Annotated in this window: 11 protein-coding genes and 3 pseudogenes; 11 read left to right on the top strand and 3 right to left on the bottom strand. The window is 69.0% G+C overall.

The annotated features are described in order from the left end of the window. Positions 1 to 229: 229 nt before the first annotated feature. From HT579_05145 to HT579_05100, 10 genes are all read left to right on the top strand, one after another. Complete coding sequence (locus tag HT579_05145) at positions 230 to 1,702, top strand: NADH-quinone oxidoreductase subunit M (GenBank protein ID QKS28370.1); 1,473 nt, start codon at positions 230 to 232, stop codon at positions 1,700 to 1,702. 87 nt (positions 1,703 to 1,789) lie between these two features. Beyond that, positions 1,790 to 4,885 carry a DUF2309 domain-containing protein gene (locus HT579_05140; protein ID QKS31510.1) on the top strand — a complete coding sequence of 1,032 codons (3,096 nt, stop codon included), beginning with the start codon at positions 1,790 to 1,792 and terminating at the stop codon, positions 4,883 to 4,885. Further along, on the top strand, positions 4,882 to 6,432 hold the full coding sequence (locus HT579_05135; GenBank protein QKS28369.1) for a hypothetical protein: 1,551 nt from the start codon (positions 4,882 to 4,884) through the stop codon (positions 6,430 to 6,432). Before HT579_05140 ends, HT579_05135 begins: the two co-directional genes overlap by 4 nt. Further along, entirely contained in the window at positions 6,429 to 7,931 is a 1,503-nt protein-coding gene (locus HT579_05130; GenBank protein QKS28368.1) for an NADH-quinone oxidoreductase subunit M, read from the top strand. The genes HT579_05135 and HT579_05130 overlap by 4 nt, the downstream gene beginning before the upstream one ends. Then, positions 7,924 to 9,420 carry an NADH-quinone oxidoreductase subunit M gene (locus HT579_05125; protein ID QKS28367.1) on the top strand — a complete coding sequence of 499 codons (1,497 nt, stop codon included), beginning with the start codon at positions 7,924 to 7,926 and terminating at the stop codon, positions 9,418 to 9,420. The genes HT579_05130 and HT579_05125 overlap by 8 nt, the downstream gene beginning before the upstream one ends. Positions 9,421 to 9,474: 54 nt before the next feature. Next, on the top strand, positions 9,475 to 10,176 hold the full coding sequence (locus HT579_05120; GenBank protein ID QKS28366.1) for an aldehyde dehydrogenase family protein: 702 nt from the start codon (positions 9,475 to 9,477) through the stop codon (positions 10,174 to 10,176). Between the two features lie 3 nt (positions 10,177 to 10,179). Beyond that, positions 10,180 to 11,136, top strand: a complete 957-nt coding sequence (locus HT579_05115; protein ID QKS28365.1) for a D-2-hydroxyacid dehydrogenase — start codon at positions 10,180 to 10,182, stop codon at positions 11,134 to 11,136. Positions 11,137 to 11,144: 8 nt separating this feature from the next. Next, complete coding sequence (gene modA, locus HT579_05110; protein ID QKS31509.1) at positions 11,145 to 11,909, top strand: molybdate ABC transporter substrate-binding protein; 765 nt, start codon at positions 11,145 to 11,147, stop codon at positions 11,907 to 11,909. Between the two features lie 6 nt (positions 11,910 to 11,915). Continuing rightward, the gene (modB, locus tag HT579_05105; GenBank protein ID QKS28364.1) at positions 11,916 to 12,578 is read left to right on the top strand and encodes a molybdate ABC transporter permease subunit; all 663 of its coding nucleotides are present in this window, start codon (positions 11,916 to 11,918) and stop codon (positions 12,576 to 12,578) included. Continuing rightward, complete coding sequence (locus HT579_05100; protein QKS28363.1) at positions 12,575 to 13,711, top strand: ABC transporter ATP-binding protein; 1,137 nt, start codon at positions 12,575 to 12,577, stop codon at positions 13,709 to 13,711. The genes modB and HT579_05100 overlap by 4 nt, the downstream gene beginning before the upstream one ends. A gap of 184 nt (positions 13,712 to 13,895) precedes the next feature. On the opposite strand, the gene HT579_05095 is transcribed toward HT579_05100, so the two are convergent. The 3 genes and pseudogenes from HT579_05095 to HT579_05085 form a co-directional block, all read right to left on the bottom strand. Then, positions 13,896 to 15,173 carry a glycerate kinase gene (locus HT579_05095; GenBank protein ID QKS28362.1) on the bottom strand — a complete coding sequence of 426 codons (1,278 nt, stop codon included), beginning with the start codon at positions 15,171 to 15,173 and terminating at the stop codon, positions 13,896 to 13,898. A 14-nt stretch (positions 15,174 to 15,187) separates the two neighbouring features. Then, positions 15,188 to 15,883: pseudogene (locus HT579_05090) on the bottom strand (cation:dicarboxylase symporter family transporter). Positions 15,884 to 15,913: 30 nt separating this feature from the next. Beyond that, positions 15,914 to 16,315 (bottom strand): annotated as a pseudogene (locus tag HT579_05085) (tartrate dehydrogenase). Between the two features lie 73 nt (positions 16,316 to 16,388). Between HT579_05085 and HT579_05080 the strand changes: the two are divergent. After that, positions 16,389 to 17,271: pseudogene (locus HT579_05080) on the top strand (LysR family transcriptional regulator). Positions 17,272 to 17,385: the final 114 nt, after the last annotated feature.

The raw sequence follows: 17,385 nt of genomic DNA, 5'->3' as shown, positions 1-17,385 counted from the left end.
AACCCTCGGTGACACGGCGGGTCCCTGACGGCAGCCCGTGCCGGCACAATCGTCGTCGAAGGAAGCGAGAAAATCAAGCGCCAGGCGGTGCAGCAGCCACACGGGCGCCTGCGCTGGGGCCACGGGATGCGGCCACAGGCTGCAGCGGCGACCAATGCTGGCATAATCACCGCATGCGGAGAAGACTATCGAGGGGGGCGGACGCGCTGCGTCCAGCCGTGGCCCGGCCATGCTGAAGGCACTGTTGCTGCTGCCGCTGCTCGGTGCCGCCCTGGTGGCCCTGCTGCCGAATCGCAGCTTCGACCTGATGCGACACCTGGCGAGCGCCGTCGCAGCTGCGACGATGCTGTGCGCCGGTCTGCTGCTGGCGAGCTTCGACGCGACGACGGCCGACATCCAGTTCTTCGAGACGCGGCCATGGAATCCGCGCGTCGGCTCGCATCTGGCGCTCGGGGTCGACGGCATCTCGCTGCCGATGATCCTGCTGGCGACGCTGCTCTGCTTCGTCGCCATCTTTTCCTCGACCAGCATCCGCAGTGGCGCCAAGCTGTATTTCTCGCTCCTCCTGATCCTCGAGACGGCGCTGCTGATCGTCTTCAGCGCCCGTGACTGGTCACTGTTCTACGTCTGCTGGGAACTGACGCTGATCCCCCTCTTCTTCCTCATCGACCGCCTCGGTGGCGCGAATCGTCATCGAGCAGCGCTCAACTTCGTCCTCTACACGCTGGGCGGATCGGTGTTCATGCTGATCGCCCTGCTCCTGCTCTATGACGTCGCACCCGGCCACAGCTTCGCCATGGCCGACATGGCGGCCGGCGGCGCACAGTTGCCGGTGCGCACGCAGGTGCTGGTGTTTCTCGGCCTGCTTCTCGGCTTCGGCGTCAAGATGCCGATCGTTCCACTGCACGGCTGGCTGCCGCTGGCGCACGTCGAGGCGCCCAGTCCGATTTCCATCCTGCTCTCGGGAATCCTGCTCAAGATGGGCGCCTATGGACTGATCCGCGCCGTCGCCACGCTGCCGGCGGCGGCGCTCGCGCTGCAGGACTGGCTGGCTTTCCTGGCACTCCTGAGCCTGGTCTATGGCGCCGTCCTCGCCTGGCGGCAGACCGACCTGAAGGCGATGATCGCCTACTCGTCGATCTCGCACATGGGCGTCGTGCTGCTCGGCATTGCTGCCCTCAACCCGGCCGGCCTCAGCGGCGCGCTGACGCAGATGGTCGCCCATGGCCTGACCGCCGGCCTGCTGTTCCTGCTCATCGGTCTGCTCTACGAGCGGACGCACAGCCGTGACCTGGCGACCTACGGCTCGCTGAACCGGATCGCGCCCCGCTTCGCCACCTTCATCGTCTTCGCCCTGCTGGCTGCGGTCGGCTTGCCGGGGAGCGCGGGCTTCGTCGCCGAGTTGCAGGTCCTGATCGGCGCCTACGGCCGCTGGGGCGGCTGGCTGCTGCTGCTTTCGGCAGCGATGGTGGTCGCCGCCGCCTGTGCGCTGCGGGCGGTCCGCTGCCTGTCCACCGGCCCCGAGCGGGCGATGGCCGCCACACTAGCCGGCGTGGCCTGGTTCGCCGACCTCGGTCGGGTCGAGTGCGCGGCTGCGTGGCTGCTGACGGCGGGCGTCGTCGGCATCGGTGTCCATCCGCAACCGCTGCTGCAGCTGATGGCGTCTTCGCTCGCCAGGCTGGCAGCGGGCTTTGGCGCCTGAGTGACAATGAGCGAAGCGGCTCATGACGCCATCGCCGAAGCCGCGTCGACCGACCCGGCGCAGCGGGTCCTGGCATGCCTGCAGCACATTGCCCACCGCTTGCCGGCGCAGGCGCCGTTGCGTGATTTCGTCCATCACAACACCCTGCACGCCTTCCAGCACCTGCCGTTCATCGACGCGCTGGCGGCGGCGGCGCGCCTCACCGGCGCCCGCCCGTGGCTCCCCGAGGAGCGTTGTCGCGAACTCTTCCGGCAGGGGCGGATCGACGCCGGCGATCTGGCCGCCGCGCTGCGGCAACTGCCGACGGCGCGCGCCGACGAGACGCTGTTCGTTGCCGGCGGCCGTGCGTGGCGGCGCGGCGAGGTGCTGCAGGTGGCGTTGCGCCACCCGGCAACGACGCTCCCGCCTGCCGCGCTGCGCTGGCAGTTCGACGAGCGATCGGCCGGCGAACGGCTGCAGCCGGACCTCGAGCCGCAGGCGCGGCAGCACCTCCTCGCCGCCGCGGCTGACGGTGGCGAAGGGGCGCTGGTCGCCGATCTCTGGGCCGCCGCCTGCGCACTGAGCAGCGACGCGCCGGCCACGGCGCCAGCAAAGCCGGCGCCGGTCCTCTGGCACGAGTTGCAGGACCGGCTCGGCAATGGCTGGACGCTGGGCAACCTCCTGGCCCACCTCAGCGGCGAGGATGGCGCCGAGATCCTGCAGCCGACGCTGATCCGCCATCTCGCCGCGCACCTCGACCACGGTCTCGCCGCCTGGAAGAATCCGCTGCACATGCGCGGCTTCTACGCTGCGTGGCGAGCCAGCGCCGGCAGCGACTGGGCCTGGGAACTGGAAGAGTTCGCCGGCGCCCGGCTGCAGATCCTGCAGTTGCCCGCCGACCCGCTGCAGGCGATCATCGACGAACTGCAGAGCCTTGGCGTCGCGACCGGGCGCTGGTGCGGCTATCTGCAGCGACTGGCCATGGAATTGCCAGGCTGGGCGGGCATGTTCCACTGGCGCGAAAGCCGGCCGCAAGCGGGCGAGCCACCGGTCAGCCTGATCGACCTGCTGGCCGTGCGGCTCGTCCTCGATCGCCTCTACGGCGCGCAGCTGCTGCGCCGGGTCTGGGGATTGCCGATGCAGATCGAGGCCCTCGGCAAGCATCTTCTCGCGCACCCGCAGGAACTGCAGCTGCGGCACGCCTACGGCAGCCGCAGCCTGCCCGAAGAGGTGCTGGCAAGCATCCGACCGCTCCTGCTGGCGCCGATGGCGAGCAGCAACCGCGGCTGGATGCAGCTCGCCGCCGCCATGCCCGCGTCGACCGCCGCCGTCGCCGCGGGTGAACAGGCCGCCAGCGCGGCCTGGCCGCTGTTCGTCCTCGCGCAGCGGCTCGGCATCAGCGGCCGCGAACTGCGCGAACTGACGGCTGACGGCGCGCACGCCCTGCTCGCCTGTGCCACCTCGCTGAGCGACGCAGAACGCGGCCAGGTCTGGCTGCTGGCCTACGAACGCCACTATCGGGAACAGATCCTCGCTGCCCTGGCGGCCAACCGCGGTCGCTCGCCGGCACGGCTGCCGCAGGCGGCAGCGCAGTTCGTCTTCTGCATGGACGATCGCGAGGAGGGCACCCGCCGCCACCTCGAAGAGGTCAATCCGGCATACGAAACCTTCGGCGCGGCCGGCTTCTTCGGCGTGCCGATGCTCTGGCAGGGACTCGACGACGAGAAGCCGACCGCTCTCTGCCCGGTCGTCGTCCGGCCGAACAACGCCGTGCGCGAGACGGTGCCGGCAGGAGCCGAAGTCGCGCACCGGCAACACCTGCGGCGCCGCCGGCTGCGCCTGCGCTGGCAGGAGCGACTGCACCAGAAGAGCCGTCGCGGCAGCGTCCTGGCGGCACTGCTGACTGCCGTCGCAGCGCCGGCGGCACTGCTGGCACTGCTCGCGCGCAGCCTTGCTCCCGGCCGTCTCGGCGAGCTTCTCGCGCGGTGTCGCGAGGCCTTCGACAAGCCCCTGCCGGGGAACCTGCAACTGACCGCCGACGGCGACGAAGCCCGCCGCGCCGCCAGCGCCGAAAGCCCGCGGCAGGGTTTCAGCGAGGACGAACAGGTAATGCGTGTCGCCGGCTTCCTGCGCAGCATCGGCCTCACCGAGGGCTTTGCGCCGCTGCTGGTGATCGTCGGCCACGGCTCTGACAGCCGCAACAACCCGCATCTCGCCGCCTACGACTGTGGCGCCTGCTCCGGCCGGCACGGCGGCCCGAATGCGCGCGTTCTCGCCGCCCTCGCCAACCGGCCGCAGGTGCGGCGCCGGCTGGCGGAGCAGGGAATCGTCATTGCCGACAGCTGCCGGTTCATCGCCGCCGAACACAACACCTGCGACGAGAGTTTCCTGTGGTACGAAGACGAGCCGCTCCCGGCCGGGCAGCAGGTCGCCTTCGCCCACCTGCGCCGCGACTGCGAGGAAGCCGCCCGGCTGCACGCGGTCGAACGCTGCCGCCGCTTCGCCTCGTCCCCGGACAACCCGACGCCGCGGCAAGCGAGACAACATCTGGCGGACCGCCGCCAGGATCTGGCGCAGGCCCGCCCGGAGCTGGGTCACGCGACGGTCGCGACGGCCTTCGTCGGCCGCCGCAGCATGAGCCGCGGAGCGTTCTTCGATCGCCGCGTCTTCCTGATTTCCTATGATCCACTGGCCGACGGCGATGGCCGCATACTCGAGGCGACCCTGCTCGCCGCCGCGCCGGTCGGCGCCGGCATCAACCTCGAGTACTACTTCTCGACGGTCAACAACGAGGGCTACGGCTGCGGCAGCAAGGTGATGCACAATCTCGCCGGGCTGTTCGGTGTCATGCAGGGCAGCAGTTCGGATCTGCGTACCGGCCTGCCGCTGCAGATGGTCGAGATCCACGAAGCGATGCGCCTGCTGGTGATCGTCGAGCAGAAGCGCGAAATCGTCGGCGCCATCTATCAGCGGCAACCGCCGCTGCAGGAACTGATCGGCAACGGCTGGGTCATCCTCGCCGCGCTCGACCCGCTGAGCGGTGCCATCGACCTCTTCGACCCGGCGACTGGCTGGCAGCCGTGGAGCACCGACGACGCCCGTCTGCAGCCGCTGCCCGAACGCGAGCGCTCGGGCGACTGGTTTGGCGGCCACCGCGAGCCGCTGCCGCCGGCACTCCTGCGACGCCCGCTGACCCGGCAATGAGTCCATTCGACACCCTTTTCGCGCCCCTCGCCGCGGTCAGTACCGTCCTCTGGCTGGTGCCGCTGCTGCCCCTGCTGGCGGCGCTGCTGCTCAGCCTGCGGCTGTTGCTGCGCCGCGGCGGTGGCGATGCCGGCGAGCCGTTCACCGCCGGCATCGCCGGCGGCGCCACACTGGCCGCGCTGCTGCTGCTCGTGCTGCTCGATCTCGCCGCCCTTGGCGGCGAGTTGCCGACGCATCTCGCCTTCGGCGACTGGCTGCGCATCGGCGCGGTGCCGGTTCGCCTGTCCTTCGTCCTCGACGCCTACAGCCTGCCGGCGGCGACGCTGGTGACGCTGATCAGCTGGATCACGATCCGCTTCTCGGCCACCTACCTGCACCGGGAAAGCGGCTTCCAGCGCTTCTTCCTCGGCCTCTGCCTGTTCCTCGCCGGCATGCTGCTGATCGTCCTCGCCGGCAATGCGGTCCTCTGCTTCGTCGGCTGGGAACTCGCCGGTTTCAGCTCGTGGCTGCTCATCGGCTACGCCTGGGAACGCCCGCCGGCGACCCGCAACGCCCTCTATGCCTTCATCACCAACCGCATCGGCGACGCCGGGTTCATGCTCGGCATCGGTCTCGCGGTGTGGTCGGTGGGCACCCTCGAGTGGACCTGGCTGGCCGGTGACGGCAGCATGGGAAAGGTGACGATACGCCTGTTGGCAGCCGGTTTCGTCGTCGCGGCGCTGGTCAAGTCGGCGCAGTTGCCGTTCACGCCGTGGATCGGCCGCGCCCTCGAAGGCCCGACACCGTCATCGGCGCTGTTCTACGGCTCGCTGCTGGTACATGCCGGGGTCTACCTCCTGTGCCGACTGCAGGGCCTGTTGCTGCAGGTGCCCGACCTGATGGCGCTGCTGGCTGTGATCGGACTGCTGACCGCAGCCTACGGCAGCCTCTGCGGGCTGGTGCAGAGCGACGTCAAGTCGGCGCTGGTATTCGCAACCGTGACCCAGGTCGGTCTGATGGTCCTCTGCTGTGGTCTCGGACTGTTCTCGCTCGCAGCCTGCCACGCCGGGCTGCATGCCAGCTGGCGCGCCTACCAGTTCCTGCTCGCTCCGGCCTACATGCACCTCGTGCGGCAACCGGCACGACCGCTGCCGCGCTGGCTGGCGAACTGGCGCTGGGCTTACACGGCGGCCCTGCAGCGCTTCTGGATCGAGCCGCTGGCCAACAGCCTGCTGACGCGCCCGACCCTCGCGCTCGGCAGGGACGTGCGCGCACTCGACGAGCGGTTCATCGATCCACTGCTCGGCGCGCCGCGCGACGACGAGCGTGCGGGAAGTGGCATCGCCGGCGACGACCTGATTCGCGGCCACGGTCTGGCCGGCCGTGCACTGTTCGCATTCGCCAATCGCCTGCAGGCGCTCGAGGACCGTCTGCTGCTCGGTGACGGCGGCACGCTGGGCAGGCATCTGCGGCAGATCGGGCATTACGCCGATGCCATCGAAGCACTGCTCGAACAGCCGCGCTACCTGATGCTGATGGTCATGGCGACCTTCGTGGTGATCCTGTGAGCGAGATCTTCTGGGCAACGCAGGCCGGCTACCCGCCGCTGGCGACGCTGCAATGGCTGCCACTGGCCAGCGGCCTGCTGCTGCTGGTGATGCGCGAGCAGGATCTGGCGCTGATCCTCGGTCGCCTGTTCGCAATCGGCGAACTGGTCGTCGCCATCGACCTGCATGCCCGCATCGATGTTTCAAGCAACGCCATGCAGTTCGCCGAACGCTTCGACCTGCTGGCCTATCACGCCGCCGCCGACGGCATCAGCGTGCTGTTCATCCTGCTCACCGCCCTGCTCGGCGTCCTGCTCTCGTTCTACGGCATGGCGCGGCAGCAGATCTCGCCGGTGCACCTGCTCAGCGTACTGCTGCTCATCGAAAGCGCGCAGATGACGATGCTGACGACGATGAACCTGTTGTGGTTTGCCGCCGCCTCGGCGGTCCAACTGGCGCTGGTCGCCTACCTGCTCTGGCGCTGGGCCTCGGCCAGCGAGGAGAACCTCGCCCTGTCGCGCTTCCTGCAGTATCAGTTCTTCGGCTGCGGCCTGTTCGTCGCCGGTGCGGTCGTTCTCGTCTGGAGCCACGTCGACGTGCTTGGCGGACACTGGAGTTTCGACCTCTTCGACCTGCTGCAGACACCGCAGATCGGCAAGTACCAGTCGGTGGCCTTCTACCTGCTGTTCTACGGCCTCGCCATCCGCACGCCACTGTTCCCGCTGCACGGCTGGCTCCCCAACTCGGCGGGCTACGGCCTGATCGCCGTCGGCCCGGTGCTGCTCCTCGGCGTCAAGGTCGGCATTTACGGCATGGCCCGCTTCCTGCTGCCGCTGACCGCCGAGGCGGTGATGATCTGGCAGACCTACGTCGTCGCCTTCGCCATGGTCGGCGTCTTCTTCGCCGCCATCCTCGCCTTTCGCCAGATCAATCTGCGCCGGCTGATGGCCTTTGCCGTCGTCAGCCACACCAGCCTGATCATCATCGGCCTGTTCACGCTGCACCCCGCGGGATTGCAGGGCGCACTGCTGCTGGCGGTCAACTTCGGCCTGGCGGTGACGCTGATGCTGCTGATGATCGGCTACGTGTACCGCCGCACCGGCACGACCGAGTTGGCCCGGCTCGGCGGCCTCTTCGACCGCATCCCCTTCATCACCATCGCTTTCCTGATCGGTGGCCTGGCGATCCTCGGCATGCCGGGAACACCGGGCTTCGATGCCGTGCATCTGGTACTCGAGGCTTCGATCGAGACCTTCGGCGCCCTGCCGACGATCGCCACAGCGCTCGGCAACGTCGCCGCCGCCGGCTTCCTGCTCTGGGCTTTCCAGCGCGCCTTCCTCGCGCCGCGGCCGCGCGACCTGCCGGCGTCGCGCATCGCCCGCACCAGCCGCATGGAGTACTTCGTTGGCGGCGCCACGCTGCTCGTGCTGCTCGCCGCCGGCTTCTACCCGCAACCCTGGCTCGAACTGACCGACAGTGCGACCGCGGCACTGGCAGAGTACTTCGTCCGGCATGAATGAGATCGTCCACTGGCCGCTGTTGAGCGCCCTGCTGGCGCTGCCGCTGCTCGGCGCGCTGGGCTGCGCGCTGCTGCGGCGGGCGCCGCTGGCGCAGCACATCGCTCTCGGCAGCGGCCTGCTGACGCTGTTCTGCTCGCTGCTGATCGTCGGCGTCTTCGATGGCGCCGATCCCGGCTTCCAGTTGTGCGAATCTGTCGACTGGATCGTCGACCTCGGCATCGCCTACCGGGTCGGCGTCGACGGGCTGTCGCTGCTCTTCCTGCCGGCAACGGCGTTGCTCTTCTGTGGCGCCATCGTCGCCGGGTGGCGCGTGACGGCCGCCGCGTCACCTCTCTCGCCGGGCTTCCACTTCGCCCTGCTGCTGCTCCTCGAAGCGGCAACACTTGGCGTCTTCTGTGCCCTCGACACGATCCTGTTCTTCTTCTGCTGGGAATTCACCCTGCCGCCGCTCTACTTCCTCGTCAGCCAGTGGGGCATCGGGACGGGCCGTCAGGGCGCTGCCGTCCGCTATTTCCTCGTCATGCTGGCGGGTGGGGTGCCGCTGCTCTTCGGCTTCCTGGCACTCGCCTTGCCGCCCGCCGGCGGCGCTGCCCCGGTGTTCGACCTGCCGACGCTGCTCGCCAGGCCACTGCCGGAGCAACGACAGTACCTCGTCTTCCTGCTCCTGCTGCTCGGCCTTGGCGCCAAGGTGCCACTGGTGCCGCTGCACACCTGGCTGCCGCCGCTGGCGATCAGCGCGCCGGTGGCGGTGACCGGCGTCCTCGTCGGACTGAAACTCGGCGCCTACGGCCTGATCCGCCTGGCGATCCCGCTGGCGCCGATCGCCGCCCGCGAGCTGCACTGGCTGCTCGCCGGATTCGGCACCGTGGCGATCCTCTATGGCGGTGTCGCCGCGCTGGTGCACAGCAATCTGCGCGGCATGCTCGCCTACTCGAGTCTGGCGCACGTCGGTCTGGTGCTGCTCGGCCTGGCGTCGTTCTCGGTGTACGGACTGCAGGGAGTCCTCCTGCAGTTGCTCAACTTCAGCCTCGCCGGTGGCGGCGCCTTCCTGGTCCTGTCGTTCCTGCAGCGGCGCACCGGATCGACCGACGTCGCGCAACTCGGCGGCGCCCTGCGCAGCATGCCCCGACTCGGCGCCTTCTTCCTGCTCTTCGGCCTCGCCGGCATCGGCCTGCCTGGCACCAGCGGCTTTCCGGGCGAGCTGCTGATCATCGTCGCTGCGCTGCATGACCATACCGGCGCCGGCCTCGCAGCGCTGTTCGGCATGGTGCTCGCCGCCGCCGCTTTCCTGTCGCCGTTCCGGCAGGCTTTCTTCGGGCCAGCGAAAGGAGCGGAAGTGGCTGCCGCCGACGATCTGCTGCCGCGAGAAATGGCGCTGCTGCTCGTGCCGGCGGCGCTGGTGCTCGGCATCGGTGTGTACCCGATGCCGCTCCTCGAGCTGTTGCGACCAGCCGCGGAGGCCTGGGTGACGGCACTTGCCGGTCTCTGAGCCGCAGTTTCCCGACGCGCGACAGCCACCCCACCGATCTTTGCGAGGAACCTGATGAAAGACACCGACGACATCCTGGCCGTACCCTTGTGGATCAACGGCCATGCCTTCCTGACCATGGCGCCCGCGTTCTTCGACGTCCGCGACCCGCGCAGCGGCCTGATCCGGCGGCGGACGCCGCTGTGCGGCGCCGGCCAGGCGGCGACGGCCGTCGACGCCGCCACCGCGGCGCTGCCGGCATGGCGGTCGCTGGCCGTCGGTGAGCGCGCGCGCCTGCTGGCGACACTCGCCGATGCGCTGGCCGGATACGGCAGCCATTTTGCCGGCCTGATCGCCGAAGAAAGCGGCCAGGAAGAAGCTGCCGCTGCGGCCGAGGTGGAGGCGGCGCTGCGCCTGCTGCGCGCCGCCGACGCAGCGACGCTGGCCAGCGACGGGGGTGTCGTCGCCATCGTCTGCGACGACCGGGCGCCGCTGGCGGGCCTGCTGCAGCGCGCCGTCCCGACACTGCTGGCCGGCTCGACCGTGGTCGCCAAACCAAGTCCGAAAGCCCCGTCGGCCGCCGTCGCGCTGGCCGAACTGATGGCGCAGAGCGGCTTTCCGGCTGGCGCCTTCAACGTCCTGCATGGCGACCTGGAGGCGATCGAAGGTCTTTGTGCGGCGCCTGCGCTCGGCCGGCTGCTGTTTGCCGGCGAACCGGAGCTGGCAAAGCGAGTCGCCGAGATCGCCGGCCGCCACGGCCGGCAGCTCGCGGACTGAGCCATGCACCGCATCGTCTATCTCGAGCGCGAGTCGATCGTCGCCGATGTCCGCCGGCCGGCGTTCCCGCATCACTGGCTGGAGCATCCCTGCACGCGGCAGGCGGAGGTCGCCGAACGACTGGCGGACGCCACCATCGCCATCATCAACAAGCTGCAGCTCGACGCCGGACTGATCGCCACGCTGCCGGCGCTGCAGATGGTCGCCGTCGCCGCCACCGGCACCAACAACGTGGACCTCGACGCCTGCCGGGCGCGCGGCATCGTCGTCACGAACATCCGCGGCTATGCCGTGCATACGGTTCCCGAGCACGTCTTCGCACTGCTGCTGGCGCTGTCGCGCAACCTCGTCGCGTACCGGCAGTCCGTCGCCGCCGGCAGATGGCAGCAGGCCGAGCAGTTCTGCTTCTTCGACCATCCGATTCGCGACCTCTTCGGCGCGACGCTGGCGATCATCGGCAGCGGCAGCCTGGGCAGCGGCGTTGCCCGCCTCGCCGAGGCTTTCGGCATGCGCGTACTGCGCAGCGAGCGCAAGGGCGCGGCGACGCTGCGGCCGGGCTACACGCCGTTCGCGCAGATCCTGCGCGAGGCGGACGTGATCTCGCTGCACTGCCCGCTGACCACCGCGACGCGCAACCTGATCGGCGCCGACGAACTGCAGGCGATGAAGCACTCGGCGCTGCTGCTCAACACTGCCCGCGGCGGCCTCGTCGACGAGGCCGCGCTGCTCGCCGCCCTGCGGCAGGGCCGCATCGCCGGCGCCGGCTTCGATGTTCTCAGCGTCGAGCCGCCCACCGCCGGCAACCCCCTGCTGACGACGGAACTGCTGGCGCTGCCGAACTTCCTGCTGACGCCGCATGTCGCCTGGGCCAGCCAGCCGGCGATGCAGGCGCTCGCCGACCAGCTTACCGCCAACCTCGAGGCGTTCGCCCGCGGCGAGCCGCAGAACCGGGTGGCCTGAAGCCGATGATGGTTGGCAATTGGCAGCGCCTGCTGCTGCTCTGTCTGCTGCTGCTTTCCGGCAGCGCGACGGCGGCCAGCGTCGCCGCCGCCGCCGACCTCAAGTTCGCCCTGAGCGAGATTGCCGGCAACTTCGAGCGCGAGCGCGGCGGCCGCGTCGTCCTCGCCTTCGGTTCGTCGGGCCACTTCGCGCGGCAGATTCCGCAGGGCGCGCCCTATGAACTCTTCCTCTCGGCCGACGAGGAATACATCCTGCAGCTCGCCCGGCAGGGGCTGCTGCGCGACGAGGGCAGGCTGTACGCGATCGGCCGCCTGGCGCTGCTGGTACCGCTGGGATCGCCGGTGGTGGCCGATGGCGAGCTGCGCGGGCTTGCCAGCGCGCTCGCAGCCGGCAAACTGCAGCGGCTGGCGATCGCCAACCCGGAACATGCCCCCTACGGCCGCGCCGCCCGCGCCGCGCTCGAACGGGCGGCTCTCTGGGAACGGTTGCAGGGCAGGTTGGTGTTCGGCGAGAACGTCGCCCAGGCGGCGCAGTTCGCACTCAGCGGCTCGGCACAGGGCGGCATCGTCGCCTGGTCGCTGGCGCGGTCGCCCGAGCTGGCCCGGCGCAGCGTGGCGGCACTCATCCCGGCCGCCTGGCATCCGCCGCTGCGGCAGCGGATGGCGCTGACGGCGCGCGCCGGTGCCGAGGCGCAGCGTTTCTACGACTACCTGCAGCAACCGCCGGCGCGCGCCGTCTTCGAGCGCCACGGTTTCGCGCTGCCAGACGACTGACCGGCAGTGGACTGGCTGGCGCTCTCGCTGTCCTTGCAGCTCGCCGCGTCCACCGCGCTGCTGCTGCTGCCGCCGGCCGTCTGGCTGGCGCGCCTGCTGGCGTGGTCGGCCTGGCGCGGCCGCGCGGTGCTCGAAGCGGCGATCCTCCTGCCGCTGGTGCTGCCACCGACGGTCCTCGGCTACTACCTGCTGCTCGGCCTCGGCGGCGCCTCGCCGCTCGGCCAGGCCTACCACGCGCTGACTGGCCGCATGCTGGTCTTCAGCTTCGACGGCCTGCTCATCGCCTCGTTGATCGTCAACCTGCCGTTCGCGGTGCAGCCGATGCAGCGCAGCTTCGCCGCGATTCCGCGCGACCTGCGCGAGGCGGCGTGGGTTTCCGGCCTGTCGCGCTGGCAGACCTTCCTGCGCATCGAACTGCCGCTCGCCTGGCCAGGAATGGCCGCCGCGCTGGCGCTGAGCTTCGCGCACACCCTCGGCGAGTTCGGCGTCGTGCTGATGGTCGGCGGCAGCCTGCCGGGCGAAACGAGGACGATCGCCATCGCCATCTACGATCAGGCGCAGGCGTTCAACGATGCGGCGGCGGCGGGCATGTCGGCACTGCTGCTGGCACTTTCCTTCGTCGCCGTGATCGTCGTCAGCCGGCTGGGCCGCCCGGTGCTGCGGCGATGACGCTCAGCGCCCGCCTCGAGCAGACGGCGCCGATCCCGCTCGCCGCCGACATCAGCTGCGCGAGCAGTGAACTGCTGGCGCTCGTCGGTCCCTCCGGCAGCGGCAAATCGACGATCCTGCGCTGCCTCGCCGGCCTGCACAGGCCGACAGCCGGCCATGTCCGCTGCGGCGACGAGAGCTGGTTCGACGCCGCCCGCTGCATCGACGTCCCACCACAGCAGCGCCGCGTCGGTTTCGTCTTCCAGCATTACGCTCTCTTCCCGCACCTGAGCGCGCTCGCCAATGTCGTGCAGGCGCTCGGCCATCTGCCGGCGGCAGAGCGTCCGGCACGCGCACGCTACTGGCTGGCGCGCTGCAATCTCGACGGCTTCGACGACCGCCGCCCGGCCGAACTCTCCGGCGGCCAGCAGCAGCGCGTCGCCCTCGCCCGGGCGCTGGCGCGCGAGCCGCAGGTGTTGCTGCTCGACGAACCCTTCTCGGCGGTCGACCAGGTGACGCGGCGCAAGCTGCTGCGCCAGCTCATCGACCTGCGACGCTCGCTGGCGATCCCGATCGTCCTCGTGACGCACGACCTCGAGGAGGCCAGCCTGCTCGCCGATCGCATGACCGTCCTGCATCGTGGCCGCACGCTGCAGACCGCCACCCCGGAGGCGATGCTGGCGCAACCGGCAAGCGCCCTCGTCGCCCGCCTCACCGACCAGCCGAACCTGTTCGAGGGCAAGGTGCTGCAGCATCTTCCGGCGGCCGACACGACGCTCATCGAGTGGCTGGGGAGACCGCTGCTGGCCTCGCACCAGCCGGCTTTCGCAGTCGGCAAGACGGTCTGCTGGCTGGTCCCCGAGGCGGCAGTGGTCCTCGTCCGCGAGCACCAGAGCGAACGCGAGAACACCGTCACCGCGGTCGTCAGCGAACGCCTCGCCTGGCGCGGACACGCCACCGTCCGCGCCCGCGTCGACGGCCGCCGCGAAGCGACGCTGAACTTCGCCATCGGCGCCGCGGTCGCGGAACGACGGGGAATCATCCCCGGCGCCAGCGTGCCGCTGCAACTGCAGAAGTCGGCGATCCGGCTGCTGGCCGCCGATGCGGCGGTCGCCGGGCAGGAGGGGACATCCGCCACGGGACAATCCTCATGAGGGGTGCCATACGCGGGCAAAGCACTCCGTTGCCGCGTCGAGCTGTCCGGGATCCGTGACGGCGCGCCCGATGAGCAGTTGCTGACGTCCTCCGACGCAGTTGCGTGGCACGAGACGCCCGTGCCCCCGTGTATGCCCCGGTGACCTGCCAACCGGCGAGTTGCTGAGCATTCGGCGCACTGTATCAGGATGGCTCGTTGGTAACCAGGATCGCCCGGAAGTCGTTGACGTTGGTCAACGTCGGCCCGGTGATCACGGAATCGCCCAAGGCGTCAAAGAAGCCGTGGCCGTCGTTGTTGTCCAGGCTGGCGACCGGTCTCATACCCTTCGCCCAAGCGCGGGCCAGACTGTCTGGCGCGAGCGAGGCACCAGCTATCTCCTCAACTCCGTCCACTCCGTCGGTGTCGCCGGCGATCGCGTAGATGCCGCGGTGCCCATTCAAGGCCACGCCGAGGGCGAGCAGAAACTCGACGTTGCGCCCGCCGCGCCCGCTGCCCCGCACCGTCACCGTCGTCTCGCCGCCGGAGAGCAGGACGCAGGGCGCCGTGAAGGGCTGGCCACGGCCAGCAACCTGCAAGGCGATGCCGGCCATGACCTTGCCCACGTCGCGCGCCTCGCCTTCGATGGCGTCGCCCAGGATGTGCGCTGCCACTCCGGCCTGGCGCGCCAGCGCGGCGGCAGCGTCGAGCGCCATCTGTGGTGTCGCGATCAGGCGCGTCTCCACTCTCCCCAGGCGCGGGTCGCCCCGTTTGATCGACTCACCGCGGCCGCTCACGAGAACCTGGATCACGGCCGGCGCGACGTCGATACCGTAGCGGCGGATGATCGCCAGGGCGTCGGCGCAAGTGGTGGGGTCGGCAACTGTCGGACCGGAGGCAATGTCGATCGGGTTGTCGCCGGGTACGTCGGAAATCATGAGGTTCAGCACGCGCGCAGGATGGCACGCCGCGGCCAGGCGCCCGCCCTTGATCGCCGAGAGGTGGCGACGGACGCAGTTCATCTCCGAGATCGAGGCACCGGACTTGAGCAGGGCCTTGTTCAAGTCCTGCTTGTCGACCAGTCTCAGCCCTTCGAGCGGCAGAGTGAGAAGCGAGGAGCCGCCGCCCGATAGCAGACACAGCACGGTATCATCGGCACTGAGACCCTGCACCAGAGCGTGGATGCGCTCCGCGGCGGCAATTCCGGCGGCGTCCGGCACCGGGTGAGCCGCTTCGACGATCTCGATACGCTGGCAGGGGACGGCGTAGCCGTAGCGGGTCACTACCAGTCCGGAGAGGTCGCCCGACCAGCTCTCCTCCAGCGCTCTGGCCATCGCCGCCGACGCCTTGCCGGCACCAATCACGATCAGTCGGCCGCGAGGTGGCTCCGGCAGGTGCAGCGGGACGCAGTGTGCCGGCTGGGCGGCGGTGATTGCCGCCTCGAACATGCTGCGCAGCAGGCTGCGGGCGTCATTGGGCTTCATCGGTCTTCTCCTCTTCAGGCTGCCAGCTGTGGGCGCTGCGTGAGCAAATCGGTTTCTTCCAGGTTGCTGGCCGCGTCGGCACCCTCGTACAAGCCGTGCAGGTCGTCGGGATCGCTGTTGCCGTCGAGCACCATGTTGAGGCGCTCCCGGTCGACCGAGCCGACCCAGCGGGCGATCGCCACCGTGCCGACCGCGTTGCCGATGGTATCGGTGATCGCACGCGCTTCGGACATGAAGCGCTCGACGCCGGGCAGCAGCACGCCCAGCACCAGCAACTGGTCGGTCAGCGTCAGTGGCGTGTCGGTTGCCTGGGCGATGAAGATCGCCGCCATAGTGTAATGGATGCACTGTCCATCCGGGTTGAAGGTCAATCCCGAGGATACGACCAGGCGGACCACGGGCTTCGAGACGCCAGCAAATTCCAGCTTGCGCATGAGCTGCGGCACGACCGATTCGGACGAACTGGTGCCGAGGAAGCTGAAGATCTCGTCCTTGATGCACCTCAGAAACGTCCAGAGGCTGCAGCCGGAGATTCGGGAAATGCCTCCCAGCACGAGCACAACGAACAGAAGGCAGGTCAGATAGATCGTGGCCATGAGCTTGCCCAGAAAGACGATCGACCCGAGGCCGTACTTGCCCACGGTGAAGGCCATCGCCTCGAAAGCGGCGACCGGCGCGAGGCGCATGATCATTCCGACGACGGAGAAGACGGTTGACCATGCGCGCGGTGGCCGCATCGACGAGTTCTCGCGCACGATCACCCAGTCGAGATCCTCTGCCTTGCAGCGCTTGAGCGGGGTGTCGATGCCGGGCAGGATGCGGGTCGGGCGCACGTTGGCGTACTGGCCTAAGCCCTGGCAGATCTTCAGACACAGTCCCCAGAGCGTGATGTGATCAGAAATGTCGGGGTCGCCGGCCGAGCCGAAGAGAATGTCATCCTTGTTGCGCAGCGCGTCCAGCCCATTCTCCGGCATCATCACGCCATGCTCGCGAAAGTGGTCGCCGCCCCAGTCGAAGTTCTCGAACTCGAAGCGGAACGTGCAGTTCGCGGCGACCAGCGCTCCGAGAACCTGCTGAGCCGCGGGAACAACTTCCTTGCCGATGCCGTCGCCGGGAACTGTGGCAATACGATAGGTCTTCATCATTTGTCTCCTGTCCGTGAGGTGGTGGGGGGGTGACACGGTCCGTACCATAGGAAGTCCACGGGCTTCTCGAATGGGCGTAAGCTCAATCCATCATCAACTGCAACTCAACAATCATCGCGCCTTGACCGCCGGCATCCAGCGTGCAGAACTGGGCTTCTTCGTTGCTCTGGCTTCCTGTGGCGGTCCGAGCGCGGCGGCGCGCGACGTCGGTATCACCACGGCAGCCGTGAGCAAGCATCTGGCCCAGTTGGAGGCGCGTATCGGTCTGACACTGATCAACCGCACGACCCCGCCGAATGAGCCTGACGCCTGAAGGAGAGGTATTCCTGGAACATGCGAGGCGCATCCTGAGCGACATCGATGACCTCAACCAACTGCTGACGAAGTCCAACGGGACGCCCAAAGGTCTGCTGCGCGTGAACGCCACGCTGGGGTTCGGTCGCGCGCACGTCGCGCCGGTGATTTCGCGCTATGTGTTGCAGTATCCGGAAGTCGAGGTGCAGTTGCAGTTGTCGGTCAATCCACCGGCGTGGAGCGACGACCTGTGCGACGTTTGCATCCGCTTTGGCGAACCTCCCGAGGCGCGCGTCATCGCGAGGCGACTGGCGCCGAATCGTCGCCTCCTGTGCGCTTCACCCAAGTACCTGGCGGCGCATGGTGAGCCCAGGGTGCCCAACGACCTGAAGCACCACAATTGCATCGGCATTCGGCAGGGCGACGAGGCGTACGGTGTCTGGCGGCTGTCGTCCGGCAAGGGCACCCTGTGCGAGACAGTCAAGACCCGAGGCAACCTGGCGACCAACGACGGTGAGATCGCCGTTGGCTGGGCTCTCGACGGCCACGGCATTCTGATCCGCGCAGAGTGGGACATCGAGTGCCACTTGGAGAGCGGCCGGCTGGTTCAGGTGCTGCCCCAATACCAGACGCCTGATGCGGACATCGACGCCGTCTAGTCACAGCGGCGCCAGTTGTCGACGCGTATCCGGAAGTTCGTCGACTTTCTGTCGGAAGCGTTTGCAAAGCTCAGGAATCGCTCGGAATGAAATCTGAAATGGCCCTGCAGGCGA

This window comes from Candidatus Accumulibacter similis, assembly GCA_013347225.1.
Lineage (GTDB): Bacteria > Pseudomonadota > Gammaproteobacteria > Burkholderiales > Rhodocyclaceae > Accumulibacter > Accumulibacter similis.
This window is presented reverse-complemented; position numbering and strand designations above follow the sequence as displayed.